General features: G+C 62.1%; 28 protein-coding genes. 8 read left to right on the top strand and 20 right to left on the bottom strand.

Annotated features, from left to right (window positions below):
• Positions 1-47 precede the first annotated feature (47 nt).
• Positions 48-1169, top strand: coding sequence for an aspartate carbamoyltransferase catalytic subunit (locus QM649_RS13170; RefSeq protein ID WP_415199508.1), 1122 nt, complete (start codon positions 48-50; stop codon positions 1167-1169).
• Complete coding sequence (locus QM649_RS13165; protein ID WP_415199507.1) at positions 1166-2461, top strand: dihydroorotase; 1296 nt, start codon at positions 1166-1168, stop codon at positions 2459-2461. Before QM649_RS13170 ends, QM649_RS13165 begins: the two co-directional genes overlap by 4 nt.
• Positions 2462-2846: 385 nt before the next feature.
• Here the strand turns inward: QM649_RS13165 and QM649_RS13160 are convergent, their stop codons facing one another.
• The 5 genes from QM649_RS13160 to QM649_RS13140 are packed head-to-tail and all read right to left on the bottom strand — an operon-like array spanning position 2847 to position 7578.
• Positions 2847-4427, bottom strand: a complete 1581-nt coding sequence (locus QM649_RS13160) for a DUF4097 family beta strand repeat-containing protein (protein ID WP_415199506.1) — start codon at positions 4425-4427, stop codon at positions 2847-2849.
• A 3-nt stretch (positions 4428-4430) separates the two neighbouring features.
• Positions 4431-4802, bottom strand: coding sequence for a hypothetical protein (locus QM649_RS13155; RefSeq protein ID WP_415199505.1), 372 nt, complete (start codon positions 4800-4802; stop codon positions 4431-4433).
• Positions 4799-5845, bottom strand: coding sequence for a LiaI-LiaF-like domain-containing protein (locus tag QM649_RS13150; protein WP_415199504.1), 1047 nt, complete (start codon positions 5843-5845; stop codon positions 4799-4801). The genes QM649_RS13155 and QM649_RS13150 overlap by 4 nt, the downstream gene beginning before the upstream one ends.
• On the bottom strand, positions 5842-6768 hold the full coding sequence (locus tag QM649_RS13145; RefSeq protein ID WP_415199503.1) for a zf-HC2 domain-containing protein: 927 nt from the start codon (positions 6766-6768) through the stop codon (positions 5842-5844). The genes QM649_RS13150 and QM649_RS13145 overlap by 4 nt, the downstream gene beginning before the upstream one ends.
• Positions 6769-7578, bottom strand: coding sequence for an RNA polymerase sigma factor (locus QM649_RS13140; RefSeq protein ID WP_415199502.1), 810 nt, complete (start codon positions 7576-7578; stop codon positions 6769-6771).
• 234 nt (positions 7579-7812) lie between these two features.
• Between QM649_RS13140 and QM649_RS13135 the strand changes: the two genes are divergently transcribed.
• On the top strand, positions 7813-9135 hold the full coding sequence (locus QM649_RS13135) for a tetratricopeptide repeat protein (RefSeq protein ID WP_415199501.1): 1323 nt from the start codon (positions 7813-7815) through the stop codon (positions 9133-9135).
• Between the two features lie 150 nt (positions 9136-9285).
• Here QM649_RS13135 and glgC read toward each other — a convergent pair whose 3' ends face one another.
• Together glgC and QM649_RS13125 are read right to left on the bottom strand one after the other, a co-directional pair.
• Positions 9286-10539 carry a glucose-1-phosphate adenylyltransferase gene (gene glgC / locus QM649_RS13130; protein ID WP_415199500.1) on the bottom strand — a complete coding sequence of 418 codons (1254 nt, stop codon included), beginning with the start codon at positions 10537-10539 and terminating at the stop codon, positions 9286-9288.
• Positions 10540-10651: 112 nt separating this feature from the next.
• On the bottom strand, positions 10652-10957 hold the full coding sequence (locus QM649_RS13125) for a hypothetical protein (protein WP_415199499.1): 306 nt from the start codon (positions 10955-10957) through the stop codon (positions 10652-10654).
• Positions 10958-11122: 165 nt separating this feature from the next.
• Between QM649_RS13125 and QM649_RS13120 the strand changes: the two genes are divergently transcribed.
• Positions 11123-11569, top strand: coding sequence for a hypothetical protein (locus QM649_RS13120; RefSeq protein ID WP_415199498.1), 447 nt, complete (start codon positions 11123-11125; stop codon positions 11567-11569).
• Positions 11570-12185: 616 nt separating this feature from the next.
• On the opposite strand, the gene plsX is transcribed toward QM649_RS13120, so the two are convergent.
• The 4 genes from plsX to QM649_RS13100 form a co-directional block, all read right to left on the bottom strand.
• Positions 12186-13235: a phosphate acyltransferase PlsX gene (gene plsX, locus QM649_RS13115; protein WP_415199497.1), complete on the bottom strand. Its 1050-nt coding sequence runs from the start codon at positions 13233-13235 to the stop codon at positions 12186-12188.
• Between the two features lie 12 nt (positions 13236-13247).
• A complete protein-coding gene (rpmF, locus tag QM649_RS13110) occupies positions 13248-13433 on the bottom strand; it encodes a 50S ribosomal protein L32 (protein ID WP_415199496.1) in 186 nt (61 codons plus the stop codon).
• A gap of 76 nt (positions 13434-13509) precedes the next feature.
• Entirely contained in the window at positions 13510-14061 is a 552-nt protein-coding gene (locus QM649_RS13105; protein WP_415199495.1) for a YceD family protein, read from the bottom strand.
• A 437-nt stretch (positions 14062-14498) separates the two neighbouring features.
• The gene (locus tag QM649_RS13100) at positions 14499-14897 is read right to left on the bottom strand and encodes a TraR/DksA family transcriptional regulator (RefSeq protein WP_415199494.1); all 399 of its coding nucleotides are present in this window, start codon (positions 14895-14897) and stop codon (positions 14499-14501) included.
• A 217-nt stretch (positions 14898-15114) separates the two neighbouring features.
• On the opposite strand from QM649_RS13100, the gene QM649_RS13095 reads away from it, so the two are divergent.
• The gene (locus QM649_RS13095; protein WP_415199493.1) at positions 15115-15513 is read left to right on the top strand and encodes a hypothetical protein; all 399 of its coding nucleotides are present in this window, start codon (positions 15115-15117) and stop codon (positions 15511-15513) included.
• 90 nt (positions 15514-15603) lie between these two features.
• A complete protein-coding gene (locus QM649_RS13090) occupies positions 15604-15954 on the top strand; it encodes a hypothetical protein (protein WP_415199492.1) in 351 nt (116 codons plus the stop codon).
• Here QM649_RS13090 and QM649_RS13085 read toward each other — a convergent pair.
• Entirely contained in the window at positions 15899-16921 is a 1023-nt protein-coding gene (locus QM649_RS13085; RefSeq protein ID WP_415199491.1) for an energy transducer TonB family protein, read from the bottom strand. The two genes, QM649_RS13090 and QM649_RS13085, sit on opposite strands and share 56 nt — an antisense overlap.
• 233 nt (positions 16922-17154) lie before the next feature.
• Here QM649_RS13085 and QM649_RS13080 point away from each other — a divergent pair, with 233 nt between their 5' ends.
• A complete protein-coding gene (locus QM649_RS13080; RefSeq protein WP_415199490.1) occupies positions 17155-17310 on the top strand; it encodes a lmo0937 family membrane protein in 156 nt (51 codons plus the stop codon).
• 111 nt (positions 17311-17421) lie between these two features.
• On the opposite strand, the gene QM649_RS13075 is transcribed toward QM649_RS13080, so the two are convergent.
• From QM649_RS13075 to efp, 6 genes are all read right to left on the bottom strand, one after another.
• Positions 17422-17964, bottom strand: coding sequence for an adenine phosphoribosyltransferase (locus QM649_RS13075; RefSeq protein WP_415199489.1), 543 nt, complete (start codon positions 17962-17964; stop codon positions 17422-17424).
• 48 nt (positions 17965-18012) lie between these two features.
• Positions 18013-18294, bottom strand: coding sequence for an acylphosphatase (locus QM649_RS13070; RefSeq protein ID WP_415199537.1), 282 nt, complete (start codon positions 18292-18294; stop codon positions 18013-18015).
• Between the two features lie 82 nt (positions 18295-18376).
• Positions 18377-18760: a hypothetical protein gene (locus QM649_RS13065; protein WP_415199488.1), complete on the bottom strand. Its 384-nt coding sequence runs from the start codon at positions 18758-18760 to the stop codon at positions 18377-18379.
• On the bottom strand, positions 18739-19152 hold the full coding sequence (locus tag QM649_RS13060) for a DNA-binding protein (RefSeq protein ID WP_415199487.1): 414 nt from the start codon (positions 19150-19152) through the stop codon (positions 18739-18741). Before QM649_RS13060 ends, QM649_RS13065 begins: the two co-directional genes overlap by 22 nt.
• 187 nt (positions 19153-19339) lie before the next feature.
• Positions 19340-19585, bottom strand: a complete 246-nt coding sequence (locus QM649_RS13055; RefSeq protein ID WP_415199486.1) for a hypothetical protein — start codon at positions 19583-19585, stop codon at positions 19340-19342.
• Positions 19586-19696: 111 nt separating this feature from the next.
• Positions 19697-20257 carry an elongation factor P gene (efp, locus tag QM649_RS13050; RefSeq protein ID WP_129207150.1) on the bottom strand — a complete coding sequence of 187 codons (561 nt, stop codon included), beginning with the start codon at positions 20255-20257 and terminating at the stop codon, positions 19697-19699.
• Between the two features lie 290 nt (positions 20258-20547).
• Here efp and lepB point away from each other — a divergent pair, with 290 nt between their 5' ends.
• Positions 20548-21300: a signal peptidase I gene (gene lepB, locus QM649_RS13045; RefSeq protein WP_415199485.1), complete on the top strand. Its 753-nt coding sequence runs from the start codon at positions 20548-20550 to the stop codon at positions 21298-21300.
• A gap of 201 nt (positions 21301-21501) precedes the next feature.
• Here the strand turns inward: lepB and QM649_RS13040 are convergent, their stop codons facing one another.
• Both QM649_RS13040 and QM649_RS13035 read right to left on the bottom strand, forming a co-directional pair.
• Positions 21502-21891 (bottom strand): putative quinol monooxygenase, encoded by a 390-nt coding sequence (locus QM649_RS13040; RefSeq protein WP_415199484.1) that lies wholly within the window; start codon positions 21889-21891, stop codon positions 21502-21504.
• Positions 21892-21989: 98 nt separating this feature from the next.
• Positions 21990-22330, bottom strand: a 341-nt coding sequence (locus tag QM649_RS13035; RefSeq protein WP_415199483.1) for a hypothetical protein, incomplete at its 5' end; no start/stop codon positions are given.

Here is a 22330-nt window from a genome sequence, read left to right as displayed (position 1 = left end):
TTGTTGGGTCGAGCGATAGCTTGCCTTGTTAAGGATTCTGAGTTTCCATGCCTACCTTAAGAGAAAGCGGCAAGAGCGCCGCAGTGCGACCGACGGCGGCTGAACCGCTGACGTCGCCGGTGAAAGAGAACCATGTAGCTGCCGGATCGGTGCTGCAAGTGGGCGACCTGTCGCTCGAAGATGTAGGCGCGATCCTCGCGCTGGCCGACGAACTCGAATCCCAGGATGCGATCGAACGCGCGGACCGGCTCTACAAGCGCCGCGTCTCGTTGCTCTTCTATGAGTCGAGCACCCGCACCCGTACCTCCTTCGAGCTGGCCGCCAAGGCGCTCGGCGCGGACACCTCGCTGGTGAGCGCGCAGTCGTCGAGCATTGAAAAGGGCGAATCGCTCAAGGACACCGGCATCACGCTCAAGGCTCTCGGCGCGGAGTGCATCATCCTGCGCAGCCCCTACTCGGGCTCGGCGCAGCTGCTGGCCGACGTAACCGGGTTGCCGGTGCTCAACGCGGGCGACGGCATGCACGAGCATCCCTCACAGGGGCTGCTCGACCTGCGCACCATTCTGCGGGCGCTCGGCAAGAGCGGCGAGCCGGTCACCGACAAGCTGCTCGAAGGCGTGACCGTCACCATCTGCGGCGACATCTTCCACAGCCGTGTGGCCCGCTCGAACGCGCTGCTGCTGCCGCGCCTCGGCGCGCGTGTCCTCCTCTGCGGACCCACGCAGCTACTGCCCGAAACGGCCGCTTCCATAGGCCCCGGAATCACCATCGAACGCGATTTCGAGAAGGCACTCGATCAGTCGCAGATCGTCATGATGCTGCGCATCCAGGCCGAACGGCTTGCGGGCCTCTCCATCGATCTCGAAGAGTACAAGTCGCGCTACCAGGCGAATGCCGAGCGCATCGCCGCGCACGCGCCGAAGGCGGTCATCATGCACCCCGGTCCGATGATCCGCGGACTCGAGATCACCAGCAGCGTGGCCGATGGCCCGCAGTCGGTCATTGCCGAGCAGGTGCATCATGGATTGGCCATCCGCATGGCGCTGATTGCACGCGCGCTGCCCCCACGCGAGTCAAAGTCTGTGTCGAAGGCTGAGACCAAGGTCGCGGCAAAGGCAGCCAAGGCGCCTGCGAAGACCGCGGCAAAGAAGAAGGGAAGGGCCGAATGACGGCGATTCTGATTCGCGGCGGACGGCTGCTGGATCCTGTAAACAATGTGGACGCGCTGAAGGACGTGCTGCTCGACGGAGGCCGCGTGGCCGCCATCGATGCGCCGGGCAAGATCAAGTCCCCGGGTGCGGAGATTATCGATGCGAAGGGCCTCGTCGTGGCTCCCGGACTCGTCGACATCCACGTGCATCTGCGCGAGCCCGGACAGGGCTACAAGGAAACGATTGCGAGCGGCACCGCTGCGGCAGCCGTAGGCGGCTTCACCAGCGTTTGCTGCATGCCCAACACCACGCCTGTGAATGATTCGCCGGATCGCACCCGCTGGATGCTCGCACCCGAGCGCGGCGCGTCCATCCGTGTTTTCCCCATCGCTGCGGCAACGCGCGGCTCCATGGGCGAATCGCTCACAGAGTACGGCTCGCTGAAGGCTGCGGGCGCGGTAGGCGTCACCGATGACGGCAAACCGATCCTCGGGGAAGGCATCATGCGCGAGGCCCTCACAGCGGCTGCGCGCGCCAACCTGCCCGTGATCCAGCACGCCGAAGACACGCGCCTGACCGGCGGTTGTTCCATGAACGCAGGGCCGATGGCCTTCCGCATGGGGCTGCGCGGTATGACCGTCGAGTCCGAGTCGAGCCTCGTCGAGCGTGACCTGCGGCTGCTTGCGCAGGTGAAGGATGCACGCGCGCACCTGCACGTGGCGCATCTCTCCACCAAGGCGGCGCTCGATGCCGTCCGCCGCGCGCGCCGCAACGGCCTGCGCGTCACCTGCGAGGTCGCGCCGCATCACTTCGTGCTGAACGAAGAGGCGGTGGCCGGCTACAACACGAACGCCAAGATGAATCCTCCGCTGCGCGCCGAGCTGGACCGTGCGGCGATGATCGAAGGCATTCTCGACGGCTCGGTGGACGCGATCGCGACCGATCACGCCCCACACGCCGCGCATGAGAAGGAGCAGGAGTTCGAGCGCGCGCCGAACGGCATCACCGGTCTCGAAACCGCGCTGGGTCTCACGCTCTCAGTGCTGCATGTGCGCCACCGGATGCCGCTGAATCGCGTCATCTCGCTGCTGAGCGCGCAGCCCGCAGCCGTGCTCGGCCTCAAGGGCCGCGGCACTTTGGCAGTGGGCTCTTTCGCCGATGTGGTCATCTTCGATCCCGCGAAGAAGTGGGTCTTCAAGAAGGAAAACTCGCGCTCGAAGTCGAAGAACACCCCCTTCGACGGCTGGGAGATGCAGGGCGAAGTCGCCATCACCATCAGCGAAGGCCGCATCGTCTATAAGAAGCAGTAGCGAGCCGGCCTCGCGCGTCGCTCTCGTGTTAGCGGTCAGTCACAAAACGACCAGCGGAGGTATCGCCTCTTCTGGCCGTTTTCTTTTTCTTCCCGAAATCTAAAATCGTTGTCATCCCGACCGAAGTGGAGGGACCTGCGGTTCTCTTCACAATCGAGGATGAGGGTGCCCCGTTCAAGCTCCGCTTGGGCGGGAGGCACGAACCTCTCCGTGCGCTCTGTGGTGAACACCGGATCTAAGCATCCGTCACACAAACCCGGGTGCCCCACGTCTCGCCCTTGAGACGTGGGGATCGAGACGTGAGATCCACGCCGCAAAAGAAGAACCCCATGTCTCGCTTCTGAGACATGGGGTTCACCCGTGTGCATTTTCGGAGAAGCAGCGCCTACTGCTCCGTAGTTGTCGGAGCCGGCCCCGCAGGAGCCTTCAGGTGCTTCGCCCCACCGGGCAGCGAGGACGGCAACTTTGGCGGCGTCGGCGGGGTGGGAGGCGTCGGCGGAGTCGGCGGCTTGAGTTCGAGGTTCGATCCCTTCTTCAGCTCGAGCGTGCCATGCGAGGTGGTCAGGTCGAGCTTTACGCCGCCTTTGCCCACCGTGCCGCTCAGGCTGCGGCGGTCGCCGGACTCCGAGGTCTGGAGCGGGAAATCGGTTTCGATGTCGTCATCCTGCGTCGTGCTGCCGGTGACGGTAAAGCCCGCGCTCGAGGGCACGCTGACCGAGAGCCCACCCGAGCGGTTCGTCACCTGGATGTTGCCGAGCGGCAGCGCCACGCCGAGATTGATGTCGCCATCGCTGTCCTCGATGTGCACATCGCCCGCCACCTGCGTCAGGTCGATGTTCTTCGAGCGCGTCACGATGCGGACCGGGCCTGACACCTGGCTGGCCGAAAGGTCATCGGAGTCCATGCTCAGGTCGCCGCCCAGGTGCTGCGCGTCGAGATCGGTGCGGCCGGTGTGGAAGTGAACTGCCGAGCCGATCTGCTCAAGATGGATATCGCCAAAGAAGTCGCCGTTGAGCAGGACCTCGCCCTTGAGCTCGGAGAGGGTAATGTCGTCGGCGCGGCCGTCGATGAGCGCGTGGCCACTCACCTGGTGCGCGGAGAAATCGCCGTGATCCATGTGCGCGTGCACGTCGCCCGTAATGTCGTCGAACTTCACATCGCCGTGGTTGTTGGAGACCTCGACCGAGCCTCTCATCCCGGAGACGGTCACATCGCCATGGCCTGCGTTGATGGAAGCCACCAGCTTCTCAGGCAGCTCGAGCGTGAGATCGACGCGCCCTGCATTGTTGCCGGGCACGGTGATGACTGCACCCGAGGCGGACGACTCGATGCGCGGAGTGATCAGGGTGAAGATCTGGTGCGCGCGGTCGTCGGAGTTCGTATGTACCACCTGGTGGGCGTTCAGGTGCACCTGGTTGTCGGAAGAGGCGGTTATGGTCACGTCGCCGCGCGGGTTCTGCACGCTGACTGCGCCGGTGGTGGCGATGGCCTGCGAGAGCGAGACGTCGTTATCGTGCTCCTCGCCCATGAGTGAGAAAAAGTCGTCGCCGTTGTTGCCGAACTGCTCGGTGAACGGGCCCCAGTGGTGCGCCTGGTGTGTGCCCCATCCCAGAAAAGCGAAGAGCAGCACGAGGAAGACGATGCCTCCAAAGGAGCGGCGTCCCGCATACGGGTTGTCGCGATCGAAGAAGTATTCGGCGAGCGAGACCAGGCCGACGCCGATCAGGATCAGCGGCCACCAGCGTGAGTACCAGTTCCAGACGGCATAGCCGCTCATATGGCCGGTTTCGATGAGCAGGGCAAGGATGCCGACCGTAAGCAGCACGACGGGGCCGGTGATGGAAGCGCGCCGGTAGCCGCGCCAGTACTGGCGCTGGGCGCGCATCTGCTCTCGCTGCCAGCGGGCGTAGTCGCGGGCCTGCCGCTGGGCGTCACGGGGCGAAAAAGGCGGAGGTGCGGCGGCCATGGCTTAGCTCCGATCCTGACTGTCGCGGGTGGTGTCGTAAGGGGAGATCGAAAGCGAGCTGGAAGAAGGCGTCGGTGCGGCAGGCTGCTGCGGCTGTGCTCCGGGATAAGGCGTCGCGGCGTACGGCGGATAGCCCGGTGCGCCCGCATAGGGAGCGCCGTAGGTTGCGGGATCGGGATACGGAACGGCTCCCGAGGCCTGCGCCTGTGACCACGCCGCGCGCTCGGCCAGCTGGAAGGCGCCCAGCGCGATCAGGTAGAGCGGCCAGCTCTTGCCGAACGAGAGGATGTCCCACTCGTTGAGCAGCGCGGTGATGCCGAAGATGACCAGCATGGCCGGCCCCTTGGCGCGGTGGATCCAGAGATAGGTGTTCATTGCGCACCTCCGGCCGGTGGGGGAGTCGGCGTGTCGTTGTCCTTGTCTTTACGGCCAGAAAAGGTCGTGCCTGCATTGCGCCGGATCAGCATCCATGCGCCGAGGCCGATGATCAGCAGCGGCCACAGGTGCCCGATCCAGTCGAAGCGGAAGAAGTCGAGTGTGTTCAGCAGGAAGAGCACGCCAAGTCCGATAAGAATGATGGCTCCGATCGGCTCACGGCGCGGCGCGGGCTGCGGCGGTACAGGCGGAATCGGGGCAAAGCCGGAGACCGCTGGATCGACCGGCGGAACCCCGGTGTAAGCCGGGTTCGCATAAGGATCGGTGAACCCTGCCGAGCCGGTAAATCCTGCGCTGGGTGCTCCCGGCGGCGGCGCAACAGGTGGCACCGGCGGATACGGCTGATACGCGGACGCCGGAGGAAACGGGCTCGGCTTCGCACTGCCCGGCATGATCTTGTCGCCGAGCTCGTTCAGGCCGAAGGGGTCGGGCAGCGGCAGGCCGTCGCGGCGCGCCTTGGCCGTCTGGTGCGCGTCGAAAATCTGATACGCGATCCAGGCCGCGATGAAGATGCCGAAGATCGGGTGATTGTCGGTGATCGCGACCAGCACCACGAAGACCAGCACATGCACCATGGCCTTCATGAACTGGCCGTTGTACATGGCGCCTACGCCGGGGATGAAGCCGAGGGCGAAGGCTGCGCCGGGGTTCGGACCGTCCTGCGGCGGCGGAATCGGGCCGGCGGCGGTAAAGTTCACATCGCCGTTCGTCGAGCCGGTGGCCGTGTAGCCGCCCTGGTTCACCGTGTACTGGTAGCCGGATGAGGGCGAGCCGGAGACGGTGTAGCTGCCGGCCGCGGTGCCGGTTCCAGTCGCGGCTCCTGTTCCGGCTCCGGGCACGCCGCCGATGCCAAGCTTCGCGGCCAGGCAGGGTTCGCAGTAAATGATGCCGGAGACTGAGCGCACGCAGGCCGTGCACAGAGGCTTGCCGCAATTCTGGCAAAAGGCTGCTACGGGAAGTTCGGGATGGTTTGCGCAGTTCATGCCAAGCTCCCTTCTGCCTGGTCTGTGTTCAGAGCGAGCAATGCGACTACCTCATGGTGGGAGACTCCGCTGTCGGGGGTGCTCCGGCGCAGGCGGGCATCCGCGCCGGGGAAGGAATGGGAAGTGGACGCCAGCTCCGGATGACCACGCAGGGCATCGTCCGAGTGGGGCGCGTTGGGGAGGGCCAGAAGTTTGCCGCCGTTATGGTGATTGGCCGCGGGCGGCTGAGCCTCGGATGCCGGCTTGTCCTGTCCCGCAGAGGGACGGACCGGCTGGCTGGGTTCCGTCGTTTCGTCCTGGCGCAGCTCGCGCATCTTCGACTCGAACTCGTAGACCACGCGGAGGCTGTTGTAGTACCGCACAACCTGGGTCTTCGCGCCGAAGAACTGGCGGGTCAGGTTGTTCTGGATGCTGGCAGGCGTCAGGTCGGCGAGCCGCAGGTTGGTCACGCGGATACCGGCCAGGTTCAGCGTGAGTGCGATCGAGAAGAAGGCCATCGCCGCGGTCATCATCATTCGCGAGTCCATCGCCCGGAAGCCCGGCATAAAGCGCCGTGCCGGCATGGTCAGGACGCCGGGTGCGGCGGCGATTGGCGCGCCGTAGACGGCCAGCGGACGGTCAGCCGTGGCGGCGCTGGTCTTGCCCAGGATGCGGTCGACGAGGTCGGAGGGCATCTCCGGTTCGGGATGCAGGAATTCGAGCCAGTCGCGGCCATCGCGGGCCTGGCTGAGCAGCAGGCCGCAGGTGGCGCAGGCGGCGGCATGCTCGTCGAAGACGCGGTCTTCGCCCGCCGGGAGCGTGCCGTCAAGGGCATCGGCCAGCAGGGCTTCCCATTCCTCGCAGCTGAGGTCGCGGCGCATGCCATGGCCGGAGTTGGAGCCGGCGGGCTTGCTGTGCGGATCGAATGGATTGCGCTCGGACATTTAAACCACCTGGCCTTTATTACGCTCAAGAATGCGGGCGAGTTCCGCCCGGCCGCGGCTGATACGGGACTTCACGGTACCTTCTGGGATGCGCAAAACCTGGGCAATTTCTTTGTAATCCATGTCCTGCAGGTCGCGCAGAATGACGGCCTCGCGAAGCTCGGGGGAGATGCGGGTCAGGGCGTCCTGAACCATGCGTGCGATCTCCTTCTGGGCGGCGCGGTCGTGCTGGGTTGGGCCGGACGCTGCGAGGCGGCCGGCAAGAGGCAGCTCTTCGGATTCCTCCCAGCCGGCATCCATCGAATCGGTCACCCGCTGGTTCTTGGTGCGGCGGAAGTGATCGACAAGAAGGTTGCGGGCCAGCGTGGTGATCCATGTCTGAAAGCTGCCGCGGGTGAGATCGAAGCTGGAAAGATTGCCGTACACCTTGATGAAGACGTCCTGCGTAAGGTCTTCGGCATCCTGTGCGGAACCGGTGAACCGGAAGCACAGAGAATAAATGCGGCGGTGGTGAAAGCGCACCAGCTCCGCCCAGGCGGCGGAGTCGCCATCGAGACAGCGTTGTACGACAATCTGCCAGTCGGCTTCCACTGCGCGGTTCAGGCCTCCACGGTCTGCGCTACGGTCGGAGTGACGTTCGGGGGTGCGGGGCCGTGCCGGATCCTGCGCCGGTCGTGCCGGTTGGGGATGCGATTCGAAGGTCTGCCGCGGCGGCTGTTGCGAGGCCGGCTGCGGGCGGCGAAGCCCGAACCGGTCGCCCAATCCTTCGAATCCATCGATGCCCCACGAAAGTGTTGCTGCCGTGCTCATGTACATCCATACGCAGCCTGCGCGGTTCCGGTTCCGTGGGCAACCGGAGCAGGCTCTTCGTGGTGCCCGGAAGGCAAAACAAAGTACCCGGCAATGTCTTCGTAGTGTACGGTGTGGGGGGCAACGCGGCGCGGACAGAAATTCGAACATATCGGAGGCGGTATGCGGCGATGGCAACGGCGGTGGTTGCGGAAATGGTCGGGCCTGCGGAAATGGATATGGGGGACGGCGCTCTTGCTGCTTACGTTCGCCTTCGCCTGCTTCATGATTCTGAAGCTCTACGCCGCCTGGGAAGTCGGACACCCGCCGCGGGCTTTGCCTGCACCGGCGCCGGCCGCGACTGTCATCGTCGAAGAACGCGGAGACCTGCCTCGTCTTCAGGCAGATCTGGACAGGCAGACGAAGCAGCTCGAGCTGGAGCAGAAGGCGCTGGATAGCCGCGCCCAGCAGATAGACAAGCGCGCCGACGATCTGGAGCACCTGATCACCGAGATGATTGTCGGCAACGGCCTCTACACCCTGCTCCTCGGACTGCTCACCGCCTTCGGGCTGAACAACGCTCGCGCCGAGGCCGACCGCTCACTCGGCTCTCTCGAAAAGCAGATTGCCAAGTTCAAAGCCGACGCGGAGCTGGATCTGAACAAGGCCCGCGAGGAGCGCCGGGAGTTCCGCGCTGACATCCCCAGCCTGTTCGGCATGCAGCAGGCGCTGAATGCGCTGCTGTTCCGAATCCGGCGCAAAGTCGACATGTCGGAGGTCTGGACCCACAGCGATCCCTATCTCAAGATGTCGGAGGATCAAAAGCAGGAGCTGATGCTCGCGGAGATGACGCTGGCCGCCTTCGAATATTTCAGCCACGAGGGTTCAGAGGCGCAATGCGCGACCGTCGCTGAGATCATGGCCAGCTTCGCAAACTTCTATTCGGCACGAGCCAGGGTCGATTCAGGCAAATATGACATGGCCGACATGCGGCGTGCGCTCATCTACATCCAGCGCGCAAACGACATGGACAAATCGAATGCGCGTATTTTCGCTCAGCGGGCGGCCTTCACCCTCTCAAACATCTCGAAAGCGGGCGAGCCCGTCTCCCGCACGCAGATCAAGGAGGCCGAACGCTATCTCGAAAGATGCCTTGAACTGAATCCGAGAGATGTACGCGGGCTCTACAACCTGGCCTGGATCGCCGACGAGCTGGGCAAATACGACGAAGCCGCCCGTCTACTCAAGAAAGTCGTGATTCAGCGCGACAAGCTGCCTGCCGTCGAGCGCGGACGAAGGATGATCAAGGTCTTCATCAACCGGGCCTGCGCCAATGCAAGACTCTGCCCCACAATCGCGGACAGGAATAAGCGGAAGGGAATGCGGGAAGAGATTTATCAGGATTGCAGAAATGTGTACGACGAGGCCGTCAAATTCAGGCACATCGATACGGCGACCGCGAGTCTCGCGCGTGAACTGGGCCCCGGCGGGACGCTCATGTGCGTCTCGGACCAGAGACACTACAACCTGCTCAGGGATTTAAGAAAACTGCAGCGCCAGCTGGAGAGCGACGCTTAAGCAGGATCTTCTTTCAGAAGACAGTTCATAATCACCAATCTTATCGCTTTTCCGGGGCTTTTGCATTTCCTTTTATGTCTCCAGAGGCGGTCTTTCCTGCCAAACCGCCCCCGAAGTATCCAATACAGAACTACCCGTTCCCGCTGCCCGTTAACTCGGCTGCAGGAAATCCGGCCGGACCGGGCTCTCATAGAGAGAGTGGTCACGGGTGACCACCGTCAGGCCGCTGGGCGTGACGAAGTAGTTCTTCTTGTCCTCGTTCTGGTCGTAGCCGATGACGGTGCCCTCGGGCAGGTGAACGTCGCGGTCGATAATGGCGCGGCGGATGCGACAGTGCCGGCCGATGTTGACGTGCGAGAAGACGATGCTCGAGTCGACCTCGGAGTAGGAGTTGACGCGCACATCCTGCGAGAGGACGGAGTTGCGCACCACCGCGCCCGAGACGATGCAGCCGGCCGAGACGATCGAGTTCACGGCCATGCCCGTGCGGCCCGGCTCGCCGAAGACGAACTTCGCCGGCGGATACTGGCGCACGCGGGTACGCATCGGCCAGTGCTCGTCGTACAGATTGAAGATCGGCGAGACCGAGGCGATGTCCATGTTGGCGTCATAGTAGGCGTCCAGGGTGCCCACGTCGCGCCAGTAAAGGGCATGCTGGTTGTTCTCGTCGACGAAGTTGTAGGCCTGAATCTTGTACTTGCCGAGGATGCTGGGCAGGATATTGTGCCCGAAATCATGCTTCGAGGTAGGATCCTCGGCGTCCTGCATCAGGGCCGGGAGCAGCACATCCGTATTGAAGAGGTAGATGCCCATCGAGGCGTCGACCATGTTCGGATTGAAGGGCGAGCGGAGGTTCGTGCTCTTGGGCTTCTCCTGGAAGCCGATGACCTCGCCCGAACGCTCGACTTCGACGACACCGAAGCGGGAGACCTCGTGCGGCTCGATCGGGAGCGTGGCCAGGGTGACGTCGGCGCCCGATGCGTTATGGTGCTCGAGCATCTTGCCGTAGTCCATCTTGTAGATATGGTCGCCGGAGAGGATGAGGACGTGCTTCGGCTGCTCTGCGCCGATGGAGTAGATGTTCTGATAAACGGCGTCGGCCGTGCCCATGTACCAGTTGGCGCTCACGCGCTGCATGGGAGGTAGGATTTCGATGAACTCGCCCAGCTCCTGGGCTACAACGCTGGTCCAGCCTTCACGAATATGACGATTGAGGGAGAGAGCCTTGTACTGCGTCAGGATGTAGACGCGGCGCAGACCGGAATTAATGCAGTTGGAGAGTGTGATGTCGATGATCCGGTAGTTGCCCCCGAAGGGCACAGCCGGTTTAGCGCGGTCACGGGTGAGGGGAAAGAGCCGTTCCCCAGCACCGCCTGCTAACAGAACGCCGAGTGTATCTTTCATGACGCGGTCGCATCCTCTTTGGTCCCCTGGCCTCTAATGGTAACGGCAAGAGTGATTTGGCCAGACGGGGACGAGCGGATACTACCACAGGAGCGGGGGCGGAGATCAGCCGCTAATCGAGCTGGCTTTCGGGCTCCTTGTCATCCTGAAGTGAAATGCGGAGGGATTTGAGGAAGCTCAAATCCTGCGCGGTAAACGTCTCATTCCCTTCCTGGTTCAGTGCATTCGATGGCTCGGATGCGCCTGCAGGTTGCTGTTCCACTTCATTGAGGCCAATGGTGGCTTCAAGCATGAGGAGTACGTCGAAACCCTGCTTGCGGATGTCGGAAACGACGCCTGCAATATATTCAGACTCGGAGACGCTCTCGTGGATCGCTTCTCCCAGCTTTTCGACCAGCTTCCTGAGATTTGAATTCAACGGATTGACTTCCTTTCCGCCCTGTCTGGAAACGGAATCGATGGAATTCCGACGAGGCAGGGGCCGGAGACGGTATATCTCTCTACCTTACTATATCTCTCTACCTTACTTCTGATGAGAGAGGGCCGCAATTCGAATCAGAAAGGCGGCTGCTAAACTTTTTGCATGAAACCGGAGCGGGTAGGCCGCGGGCTGGGTGTCGGGTTGCGGGTGGCTTCGGGAATGCTGCGCGAGCGCGCCTCGCAGGCGGCGCAGCAGACAACACAACATGTGCAGCAACAGGCGCCGGTCTATAAAGAGCGCGTCCGCCAGGCGGGTGAGACGGCCAGGACCGTCCGGCGTGAAGGCAAACGCTTCGGAGAATCCATCTGGGGACCATTCGTCCATGCCGGTGGCGTTCTCTGGCTCGAGATCACCGGAGTCTTCTTCGCCATCTTCGGACTCTTCTTCGTACAGAGCGCATGGAAACTTCGCCAGAACTGGCACGCCGGTGATGAACATGTTCATTTTGTCACCTACGCGGCGCTGGCCCTGATCTTCTTCTGGTTCGCAATGAGCTCGTTCCTCGGCGCGCGAAAGAAGGAACGCCGCAAGCGAGCCCTCCGCAGCTAGTTCCGAAACGTCTGTCATTCCGATCCCGGGGGCCCCGACATCTCGCCTCTGAGACGTGGGCTCGCAGAATCCCGACGGTGGCCCATGCAAGCCCGGTTTTGGCTTGAGTGGGGAGCAACGAGCTCATAAGAGCATCTGTCCTTGATAGAAGGAGCACCCGGGTGCCCCACGTCTCGCTTCTGAGACGTGGGTTCGTCGAAGGCCGCCTGTGGGACAGGGAATTTCCAGAAATCGATATGACATTCCCCACGCAATCCATCCCGGACTATGGTTTTCCATTTTCTGAAAGCAGGATGGATTCCAGATTATGGAACTCTGCCTCCTATGCCTCGATCTAAGTCGTTGATTTTTAAAGATGCAAAGATTGGCACACCGATTGCTTAATAGGTAAGTGCCAGCGACGTTACAGGCTCCGCAAAACAAAAAGCGAGAGCCAAAAGATACGCACCGGCCGCGAGAGCAGCGACCCAAAGAGGTTCTGCCCGGGCCGAGTGCACAAGCCAGGGAAGCTCATAGGGCTCCTGAGGCATTTCGGGAGGCCAGTGACTGGCCATTCAAATTGCAGAAAAAGCCACCGCTCAGCGGTGGCTTTTCTGCGCTTGAGAGAAAGCGGGATTTACTGGAGAGGCAGGCCGAGGGAATCGGCAGTGGTCGCGGGCTCAGGTGTGCGCTGGCTGAATTCCGTCGCGATCCGTTCATTGATGCCTGCCTGGGCAAACTCCGCGGCGACGCGGACGCCATTCATGATGGCGCGGTCATTCGAGGAGCCGTGGCCGATGATGCAGACGCCACGAACACCCAGCAGAGGGGCTCCGCCGTACTCCGAGGGATCGAGGCGGCGCTTGAAGGCATTGAACGCCTTGCGTGAGAGCAGAGCGCCTACCTGCGCGGTCACCGTCGAGGTCAGCGAGGCCTTGAGCATCTCGCGGACAAGCCGGGTGAGGCCTTCGGAGGTCTTAAGGGCCACGTTGCCGACAAAGCCGTCGCAGACGATCACGTCGCAGTTGCCGTTATAGATATCGCGGCCTTCGACGTTTCCGATGAAATTGAGAGGAAGCTGCTTGATCAGGGCGTAGGCCTCACGCGTGAGGTCGTTGCCCTTGCCTTCTTCTTCGCCAACCGAAAGCACGCCGACGCGGGGACGGCTGATCTTGAGCACACTGCGCGCGTAAAGTTCGCCCATGACGGCGAACTGCTCCAGATTCTGCGGCTTGCAGTCGACATTCGCGCCTACGTCGAGAAGAATGGCGGGGGAGCCGGACATCGTGGGGACGATGAGCGCCAGCGCCGGGCGATCGACGCCCGGGAGCGCGCCCAGGACCATCTTTGCAGTGGCCATGGCAGCGCCGGTGTTGCCGGCAGTAAAGAATCCGGCGACCTTTTTCTCGCGGACGAGCTTCAGCCCTACGCGCATGCTGCTGTCCTTCTTGGTGCGGACAGCATGCGCGGCCTTGTCGTCCATGGCGATATGCTCGCTGGCATGGACGATTTCGATCGGCAGGCGTTCGCGGCCAAGCATGTCCTTCAAGCCGCGCCGCAGGATATCCTGCGGCCCAACCAGGTGGACACGGACGGGCAGCTGACGGCAGGCGAGAATCGCTCCGCGGAGTTCGGGTTCGGGAGACTTATCCGAACCCATGGCATCGAGAGCGATGTCAATCAGCATCGAATGCGGCAGTTAGTTGGCTTCCTTGACTTCCAGGACATCGCGACCCTTGTAGGTGCCGCACTTCGGGCAGGCGCGATGAGGGAGCTTGCGCTCGTGGCAGCTGGGGCACTCGGAGATGCCGGTTGCGGTCAGCGCATCATGCGCGCGACGCTTTGCAGTGCGGGCCTTGGAATGACGCCGCTTTGGATTAGGCATTGCAGATTCCTTTCGCGGTATCCCTCGCTGTTTCAGGCGCCTTAAGGCAGCCGGCCGGTGCGAAGGACCGTAAACACTATGATTTTATCCGGCTGCGCAAGTCCGAGAGCGCCGACCACCGTGGATCGGACAAAGCCGCTTCGCAGGTGCAGGATTCGGAGTTCAGATCTCGGCCGCAGTGCGGGCAAAGTCCTTTGCAGTCCTCGCGGCAGAGTGTTCGAACGGGGAGGGAAAGAAGCACCTGCTCCCGCAACACGTCTTCCAGCGAAAGACCGCCACCCTGATAATAACCGATTTCGGTCTCTGATGCCGAGATGGCGTGTTCGCCACCGTCTTTCTCTGCGTCGATAGGGCGGAAGATCAGGTCAAACTCGCCCGAAACGGCATGCGGAACCGGTTCGAGACATCGGGCGCAGCCGATTTCGACCTTGCCCTTGTAGCTGGCGCGGAGGCGGATGTCGGAGACGATGTCGCGCGGACCGCGATGCTCCTCGATGACGTCGGCGCGTCCCTTTACGGCAAGGTCACCCGTCTGGGCGACTTCCTCGCCGTACTGGATGGCGCCGGGAGGCAACGCGAGGTCGAATTCTAGCGGCTCCCGTTCGAGATCGAGCACGGTGATCTGCATGGCTATCCTCTGAATGTTCTCTTTCGAGAGTAAGGATTCGAGGGGTGGCGGGTCAAATACAGGGCTCATACAAGGCTCAGCTTTCCGGGCTCAGAGCGCAGTAAAACGCCGCCCTTTCCGGATGGCCCCCGCAGGCCTCCCACGCATGCCCAGGCCAGCCTGGGCCGCGAAGCTCGAACGTTGCCCCAAGCATCTGCTACTTGCTCTTCACGTTATGGGTTGTCATTCCGACCGGAGCGGCCGTAGGCCGCGCAGTGGAGGAACCTGCGGTTCTCTCCGATCCTGCGAAGAACTGCAGGTTCCTCCACTCCGCTCACTTTGTTCGCTTCGGTCGGAATGACATCTGCTTCGGAGTTTGTGCTTCCCCACTCGAGCCAAAACCGGGCTTGAATGGGCCACCGTCGAGCTTGGTGCTCTATCTGAGCCCTGAGCCCGTCCTAGGCCGCCCGGACCGAGTCGTCCATCTCGCCGCGCTCGATCTTCTCCTGGCAGGTGATGCAGGAACGCACCCATGGCACCGCCTCCAGGCGCTTGCTGCCGATGGTTTCGCCGCAGTGCTGGCACTCGCCGTAGCTGCCGTCCTCGAGGCGCAGCAGCGCCTGCTTCACGAGGTTGAGCTGGGCATGGCCATGCGAGCCCTGGCTGAAGAGCAGCTCCTTCTCATAGGAAAAGACGGCCTGGTCGGCCGGGTCGAGGATGTCCTCGGCGATCGTCTGCCGTCCCTGGCGTACCGTGGCGCGCATCGTGGACTCGAGCAGCTGCTTCTGGTGCAGGAGCTTCTCCTCGTACATGCGGTTTGGGTTCTTGGTGGAGGGGGTGAGGTCGGAGTGATTCACAGCGCAAGGCTCCTTCAGGGGATCCGGCGTTGGCCGGGGTTACTTATATGACAACGTTTTGGACGCAGACTTGCGCAAAAGATTTGTTCTGCTTCCAAAGAAAATGACGCACCCGTTTAGGGTTTTGGTGCAGCTTCAAGGCAGGATCGAATTTTCCCGGGCGAAGGTGACGCTTGACCTTGCAGGGCGCTACGGGTGCCATTAGGCTGGTGGTGCTATGTACGAAGACTTCCAGGTGACCGATACGTGGAGCGGCGAGTCTTTGCATTGCCGCTGGACGGCCAACGTGGTGGCAATTGCCACCCGCCATGCCGATGCTGTGGACGTACGCTTCGACGTAAATGGGCGCTCCGTCTGGATGGCCATGCCGTGTACGGCATGGGTGGAGCAAAAGAAGCGGACGGGTAAGGTGATCACCGACGCCCTGGCGGTGCAGATCGCCGGCCGCTATCTGAAGCAGGCCATCGAAACCGGCTATGACAATGGCCGCGAGATGTACACCATGACGGTGGACGAGGTGCTGGGGCACTTGGACGCCGTGCTGCACGAGGCTGGACACACCAGCAAGCTTCCTGCGCTGATTCCGACCGAGGACGACGCGCAGCCGTTGCCGTAAGCACCGACCGCGCTCCACGCCTCCGCGTGGAGCCTTTGTGTTGAGAAGAGGTTGCCAAGAACCTGCGCCTGCGGGCGCGACGGGGATTCCATGTTCCTGCGTAAACTGCGCGTGGAGTGGGTAGATGCGTCCGGAGAGCGGCATGCCTGTCCGGTGGTCTGGATCGAAAATTGGATGGAATGCCGGAGCGAGAGTGGGGCCGGAAGTTCTGCCCAGCGGGAATCTCCGGCCTGCGCGGCCTTAGAGGACACGCTCCCCATAGACGACGGCCTGCTTGAAGCCGGCCTCAAGGTGCCGCTCGATGCGCTGCACGCGGCCATGGAAAGCTGGTTTCGCCGCAAGGGCTACCTGAAGCCGGAAGACGAACTCATCTTGCATCCGCTGGCTACGGAAGAGACATCCCCGCTCGAGGCAGATAGCGCAGATAAAACAGGGTCGTGAAGGTCGCGGGCGCGTCGGGAACCTCGCTGGCCGGGCGGAAGCGAAGGTCGCGGATGAACTTCACCGCCGCGTGTTCGATCTTGTGGTTGTCGATGTCGACCACGTCGGCGTGCTCCACCTTGCCTTCCGCGTTCACCGTGATGCGCACGGCCGCATTGCCGTACCAGGGAACGGCCTTGAAATCCCCAAAGCGCACGACAGGGCGAAGCTCCACGGGATCCTTCTGCTGGGGGCTCGTCCGCACGAAGAACAACGGCGCGAACTGCTGGAACTTCTCCACCTTGCCGTTCGCGGTCAACAGCAGCGTCTTGCCGTCGTATATGCGGATGAGGGAAGGGATCGCGCGCCGGTTCCTCTGCGCCCCGTTCATGGGAATCCAGTCGGAGTAGACGAAGCTCTGGTTAAGAATCTGGGCGATGGCAAAGACGCGGGTGAAGGGATCGAAGCAGACGCGCGCCATCTCTCCATCGTCGGCGCAGTCATAGGGAGATCCTTCGAGGATCTGCTGGCGGACGACAGGCGGCTTTGGGCTCTCGCTGTGATCGATGGCGAAGATGGCCGGAGACGGGTCGCGAAGAATGCTTTCGAAATCGTAGATGCCGAGAGGCATCTCGCCGGTAATGGAGCGCCAGGATGCCGAGTTGTCCTGGACGTTCTCCACGAAGGTTTCATGAAAATCCCCGGAGTCGATATCCGTGCGGCGGAAGCGATGCGGGTCGACGTAGATGTCGTAGGTGCCGATGCGGTCGCTGTCATGCGGTCCGCGGAAATGCAGGTCGTAGTGAAGGTGATACGGCACGCCGTCGTTGCTCGTGCCGGGGAGCATGCTGCGCGCCTGCGCCAGGGCGCGCTGCCAGTTGCGTGTCGGCATGACCTGCGCGTGCGCGGCCCGGGTGATTCCGAAAGGAAGAACGAGAAGAAGCCCCGCGAAGTAAAGGAGCGAGCGCAACATCGAGGCACGCGGCATGCAGAACTCTCTTTCGTTCTGAAGCTATCAGACAAAATCCTCGGCAGCAGCTGTGCTGAAGAGTGTGCTGCCGAACATCAGGAAGACGATGCGGATCGCACGAAAGACCCGCGAGCCGCATACGCGGATTCTGCGTGGACCAAAGGCATAACCGGCTCCGGATAACCTAAATGCCGCATTCTCCATCTATGTTCTCGTTGGCAGAAGCTACAAGCAAAGCGAGGACAACCGATATGTTTCTGATTCTGGCATTGGTACTGTTCCTGGCGTGGATTGGCGGTTTCGTGGTGTTCCACACGGCAGGTTTTCTCATTCACCTGCTGCTGATCTTCGCTGTGATCTCGATCATCTTCCACTTCCTGCGCGGCGGCCGCTCCGCGGCGGTCTAGTCCCGGCGTAGCTCCAGCGGAAGCAAGAAAAAGAGCGGCCCCGGTCGGGGTCGCTCTTTTTGTGTCTGTAACAGTTACAGATATCTATCTATGCCCGTATATCTTGCGTCGCTACTCGTTGTAGTGGAGCAGGCTGAAGACGTCGAGGTCGGAAAACTTCTCGCGGCCCTTGAGGAAGTCGAGCTCGACCGCGAAGCCGAGGCCGGCAATGTGGCCGCCGAGCTGGCGAACCAGCTTGACCGTGGCTTCCATGGTGCCGCCGGTGGCGAGCAGGTCATCGACGATGACTACCTTCTGCCCGGGCTCGATCGCATCGACGTGGATCTCGAGCGTATCGCTGCCGTACTCGAGGTCATAGGTGACGCGCGCCACTTCCGCAGGCAGCTTGCGCGGCTTGCGGACGGGCACAAAGCCCGCATTGAGGCGATAAGCCAGCGCGGGTCCGAAGATGAAGCCGCGTGCTTCGATGCCGAGGACGAGATCGATATCCTTGCCGATGTAGTGCGCGGCGAGCGCATCGATCATCTCGGCGAAACCGGCCTTGTCCTTGAGCAGCGTGGTGATGTCGTAGAAGAGGATGCCGGGCTTGGGAAAGTCGGGCACGGTGCGGACGAGTTCCTTCAGAGGCTCGCAATCAATGGGCCGGTGGGACATTGGTGGTATTGCTCCTTTAATTCGGTCTTGAGTGGATGGGCGGCGCCGCTACCAGGCGCCTTCAATCTGAAAGGGGCCGAGCTTCGCGGCCTCGCTCTCGTCGAGTTCGTGGATGACAACGGCATCGACGCGGCTGCCGCGCGAGCCCTTGTGCAGCGTCTGGTCGAGCGCCGCGAGCTGATCGGCAGAGCCGGAGGCGACGACTTCGACGTGGCCGTCTTCGGTGTTGCGGACCCAGCCGTGCAGGGCGAGTTCCGCGGCTTCGCGGTGGACAAACCAGCGAAAGCCGACCCCCTGGACGCGTCCTTTGACGAGATAATGGCGGACCATGCGATGCGGGGTTAGTGTTTCAAATCCCCGGTCACGAAGCAAGGCCACCGCGCGTGGAGCGGGACGCGCTCTTGCCTTGCCGTCAGGCGATCCTGCAGGCGTAGGCGTCGATCACGTAGCGATCGCCCCAGGTCTGCCCGCCAAGGTGTGACCCTGCCATAAGGTTGACGTGGCGATAGGATTTGCGCAGAGCGCGGATAAATGGATCGGTGGTTCTCATAAAGTACAGCCCTGGAGTGTTCCAGGGTGTGAACCCTGCCGCGCGGAGCGCTTCAAGGATCCTGCCGTACGCGTCGCCGGTATCCAGAGGGTCAAGTTTCTTTGCAGCAAGGACCAGGCGCCAATCGGAATATTCGGGAAACTGTACCCACAATGCGACGGTGACAGGAATCTCGGCAGCTTCGAGAGCCGAAAGTACGGCACCGCCCTTGTCGAATTCGATGTTCACCAGCGCTGGATAATCCATGGCAACACTCCATGTTCCTCGTTCATTATGGCATCGAGCAGGGTGCGGCAATCCATGCGCGGGATGACGCGATAGCGGCTCTCCTCGGACCAGGACTGGGTTGTGGTCCAGTTACGGGCAAGGGCTGGATCTTCTGCTGCGACGGTTTGCAGTTCGGTCCGGATACCGGCGATTGTCGCGAGCTTTTGCAGGTCGTGAGTATGGGACTCGAAGGCGATGCGCTTATCCGGGAAATCGTAGCGTCTCACCCTTCTTGCGATGCACGCCTTCAATGCGCACTCCACCGCATATCCCGCCAGGTAATAGGCCCCGCTGTACTGCCTGGCGCGATAGAGCGCCTGGGCCTCGTAAATGCGGAGATTCGCCAATGCCTGCAGGTCTCGCCGGTTCATGCTGGCGATGATTGTAGGGACGGCGCAAAGCAAAATGGCGCGGAATGATCCGCGACGCCTGTCGGGGCTGGTACGAAAGTTTTGCTTATGTCTGCTCAGGGATCGTGCAGGGATAGCGCAGGGGCAGAGTCGGGGCGCAAAAATGGACCCCCTCGACTGCGGCTCTCGCGAACGCGCAGAGCGAACGCTAGCGGATCGTCCGCCCGGTGAACCAGAGCACAATGCGCAGCAGACCGGCGATGAGCGCGATCCAGAGTCCGAGAATAGCGATACGCATCCCGGTAATCGATACCGGGTCGAAAAAGAGCGTGCGATTGACCCTGGACTGGTACACCAGCTCGGAAAACATCCCGGCCCCAAGCAGCAGCAGGCCGGCATAGAAGAGCCAGTTGTCCACTCGATAGAGGCGGCGAAAGATCTCTTGCACTTTCATGCCCGGCACAATAGCACGGCAAGGCCAGGGTTGTGTGTATCTGCCGTCACGATAAAGAAGAATAAAAACGGCGCAGCCGAAGCTGCGCCGTTCCGGGACGAAAAGCCGGATTTACGCGCGGCTCATGTATGCGCCTTCGGCGGTGTCGATGCGGATCTTCTCACCTTCGTTGATGAAGGGCGGCACCTGCACGACGAGGCCGGTTTCCATCTTGGCCGGCTTGGTCACCGACGAAGCGGTGGCCGACTTCAGGCCCGGCTCCGTCTCGACCACGGTCAGCTCGACGACCTGCGGCAGCTCGATGCCGACGGCCACGCCGTCGAAGAACGAGACGGTGATCTGGAGGTTCGGCGTCAGGTACTCGACGGCATCCCCCAGCGTGTCGCGCTTCAGGTGGGTCTGCTCGTAGTTCGTCGTGTCCATGAAGTAGTAGTCGTCGCCGTCGTTGTAGAGGAACTCCATGTCGATTTCGTCGACGATGACGCGATCGATCGGATCAGGCGAACGGAAGCGGTGCTCGAACATGGCGCCAGTGCGCAGGTTGCGCAGCTTGGCCTGGATGAAGGCGCGCAGGTTGCCGGGCGTGCGGTGCTCGACCGAGAAAACGGCATGCAGCTCGTTGTTGTGCTTGATGATCATGCCGGGACGCATCTGAGTGGCGGGAATCGCCATAAAAAATCGCTCCTAAACCAAAATCCTGGATATTTGAGCTTCCCTTCGATGGCGATGGGAAGCCCGGCGGGGCGATTCCGGCGGTGGCCGCCTGTGCGGCCGAAAGAAGAGTGCCCCGGAATGCGCGGCCATGACCAGGCTATGGGCAGGCGCGCGCGAAACGCTCCAGTACTCTATCTTAGCAGGGGCCCCGGTGACGGAAGGACGGTCGCGGCGGTCTATCGAAGACGAAGCGGCAGCCGTCCGGATAGCCTTGGACTAGATCCGGGCAGGGCAAGGAGAGGAAATCGTTGACGCAGGAACAGGAAAAGAGCGGCGAAACGGCGCTTGAGGGCTTCGCCGGATATTGCGTGATGATCGTGGTGGCGTTGTTCGCCTTCAGCTTCGTTTTTCAGAATTACATCATTCCGAGCGGATCGATGCTGAATACGATCCTCATCGGCGACCACGTCGTCGTCGACCGGACGACCTTCGCGAAGCCCGCGAAGTGGATGCCGCTGGTGCATTATCGCCCGATCCGTCGCGGCGACATCATCGTCTTCATCAAGCCGAATGAGACGAAATCCCCGCTCGTGAAGCGCGTGATCGGTATCCCCGGCGACCACATCCATCTCGAGAACGGCACGGTCTACCTCAACGGCAAGGCGCAGACGGAGCCCTATGTCTACAAAGACGACCGCGCCCCCTTTCAGCCGTATGTCGACGATTTTCCGCGCGTGCCCGCGGATGAGGCGATGGGGGTGACGGAGCAATGGGCGGCGGAGCTGCCTACCCGCATCCAGAGTGGCGACCTCGTCGTTCCCGAGGGCAAGTATTTCGCCATGGGCGACAACCGCGAGGACAGCCTCGACAGCCGTTACTGGGGCTTCGTGCCGAAGGAAAACATCCTCGGGCGGCCGATGTTCGTGTACTGGTCCTATGACATGCCGGAGCAGGAAGACGAGATCACCGGCATCGGCGCCCGGCTCCAGGACTTCGTCCACACCGCGCTCACGTTCTTCCAGAACACACGCTGGTCGCGCACGCTGCACCGCGTGGTGTAAAGCAAGAGGCGGGTGCCCCACGTCTCGTTCTGTGCGAGACGTGGGGCTGCAGGCACCCAAACGGTGGCCCATTCAAGCCTGGGGCTGGCTTGAGTGGGGTATACCCTAACCCCGCTCTCCTCTCCTGTTGTCATTCCGACCGAAGCGTAGCGGAGTGGAGGAACCTGCGTGCCGAAGGCGAATGGCCTGGACGGCCAGTCCCTACTTCCAGGCCTTATGGAGCCGCGCATCGAACGGACCACCCAGCACCGGCTCGATCTGCTTGCGGAAGGCAACGGTGTGGTCGGAGCCTTCGTGGCGCTGGTAGTCTCTCAGGCTGCGCCAGGTCTCGACAAAGGTGAAGTGGTTCGTCGCGTCGAGCTGCTGGTAAATCTCGTAGGAAACGATGCCCGCATCCTTGCGGGACGCGGCTTCCTCCGCACGGAAGAGCGCTGCCGCTTTCTCTTCAGCTCCAGGCAGGTAGGCATCCGGCTTGATGTCGACGTGGTCCACGATGGTGATGGGCCCGGTGTCGGGCGCGGCATTCTGCGCATGCAGACTGGAAAAAGATCCAAGAGCAACAATCGTAAGAGCCAGCAGGCCTGTCTTCATAGAACTCCTTAACGTGTTACGCATTTTTGCGTAGATCCTTTCCAGATGAGCGTGCAGGCCTGCGGGATTCGCTGCTTTTCTGAATATGTGCGCGGGTTCTATTTTCCTGTCTCCGCCGGGACGCTGCGAACCCACGTCTCAAAGTCGAGACGTGGGGCACCCGGCGAAGCGAGGATGAGGGTGCCCCATCCAAGCTCCGCTTGGGTGGGAAGAGAACAGTTGGCAGCGTTTCGATCGAGCGAAGAACCGCAGGTTCCTCCACTACGCGAGACAAAGAGCGTCTCGCTGCGGTCGGAATGATAGATATCCCCGCTCAGGCTGAATCGCGACCAACGGGAGCGGGTGCCGAAGGCGGAATCGCCCTGCGCGCAGCAGCGCGACCAGCGGGAGCGGGTGCCGAAGGCGGAATCGCCCTGCGCGCAGCAGCGCGACCAGCGGG

Source organism: Silvibacterium sp., assembly GCF_047605705.1.
In the GTDB taxonomy this organism is placed as follows: Bacteria; Acidobacteriota; Terriglobia; order Terriglobales; family Acidobacteriaceae; genus Silvibacterium.
This window is presented reverse-complemented; position numbering and strand designations above follow the sequence as displayed.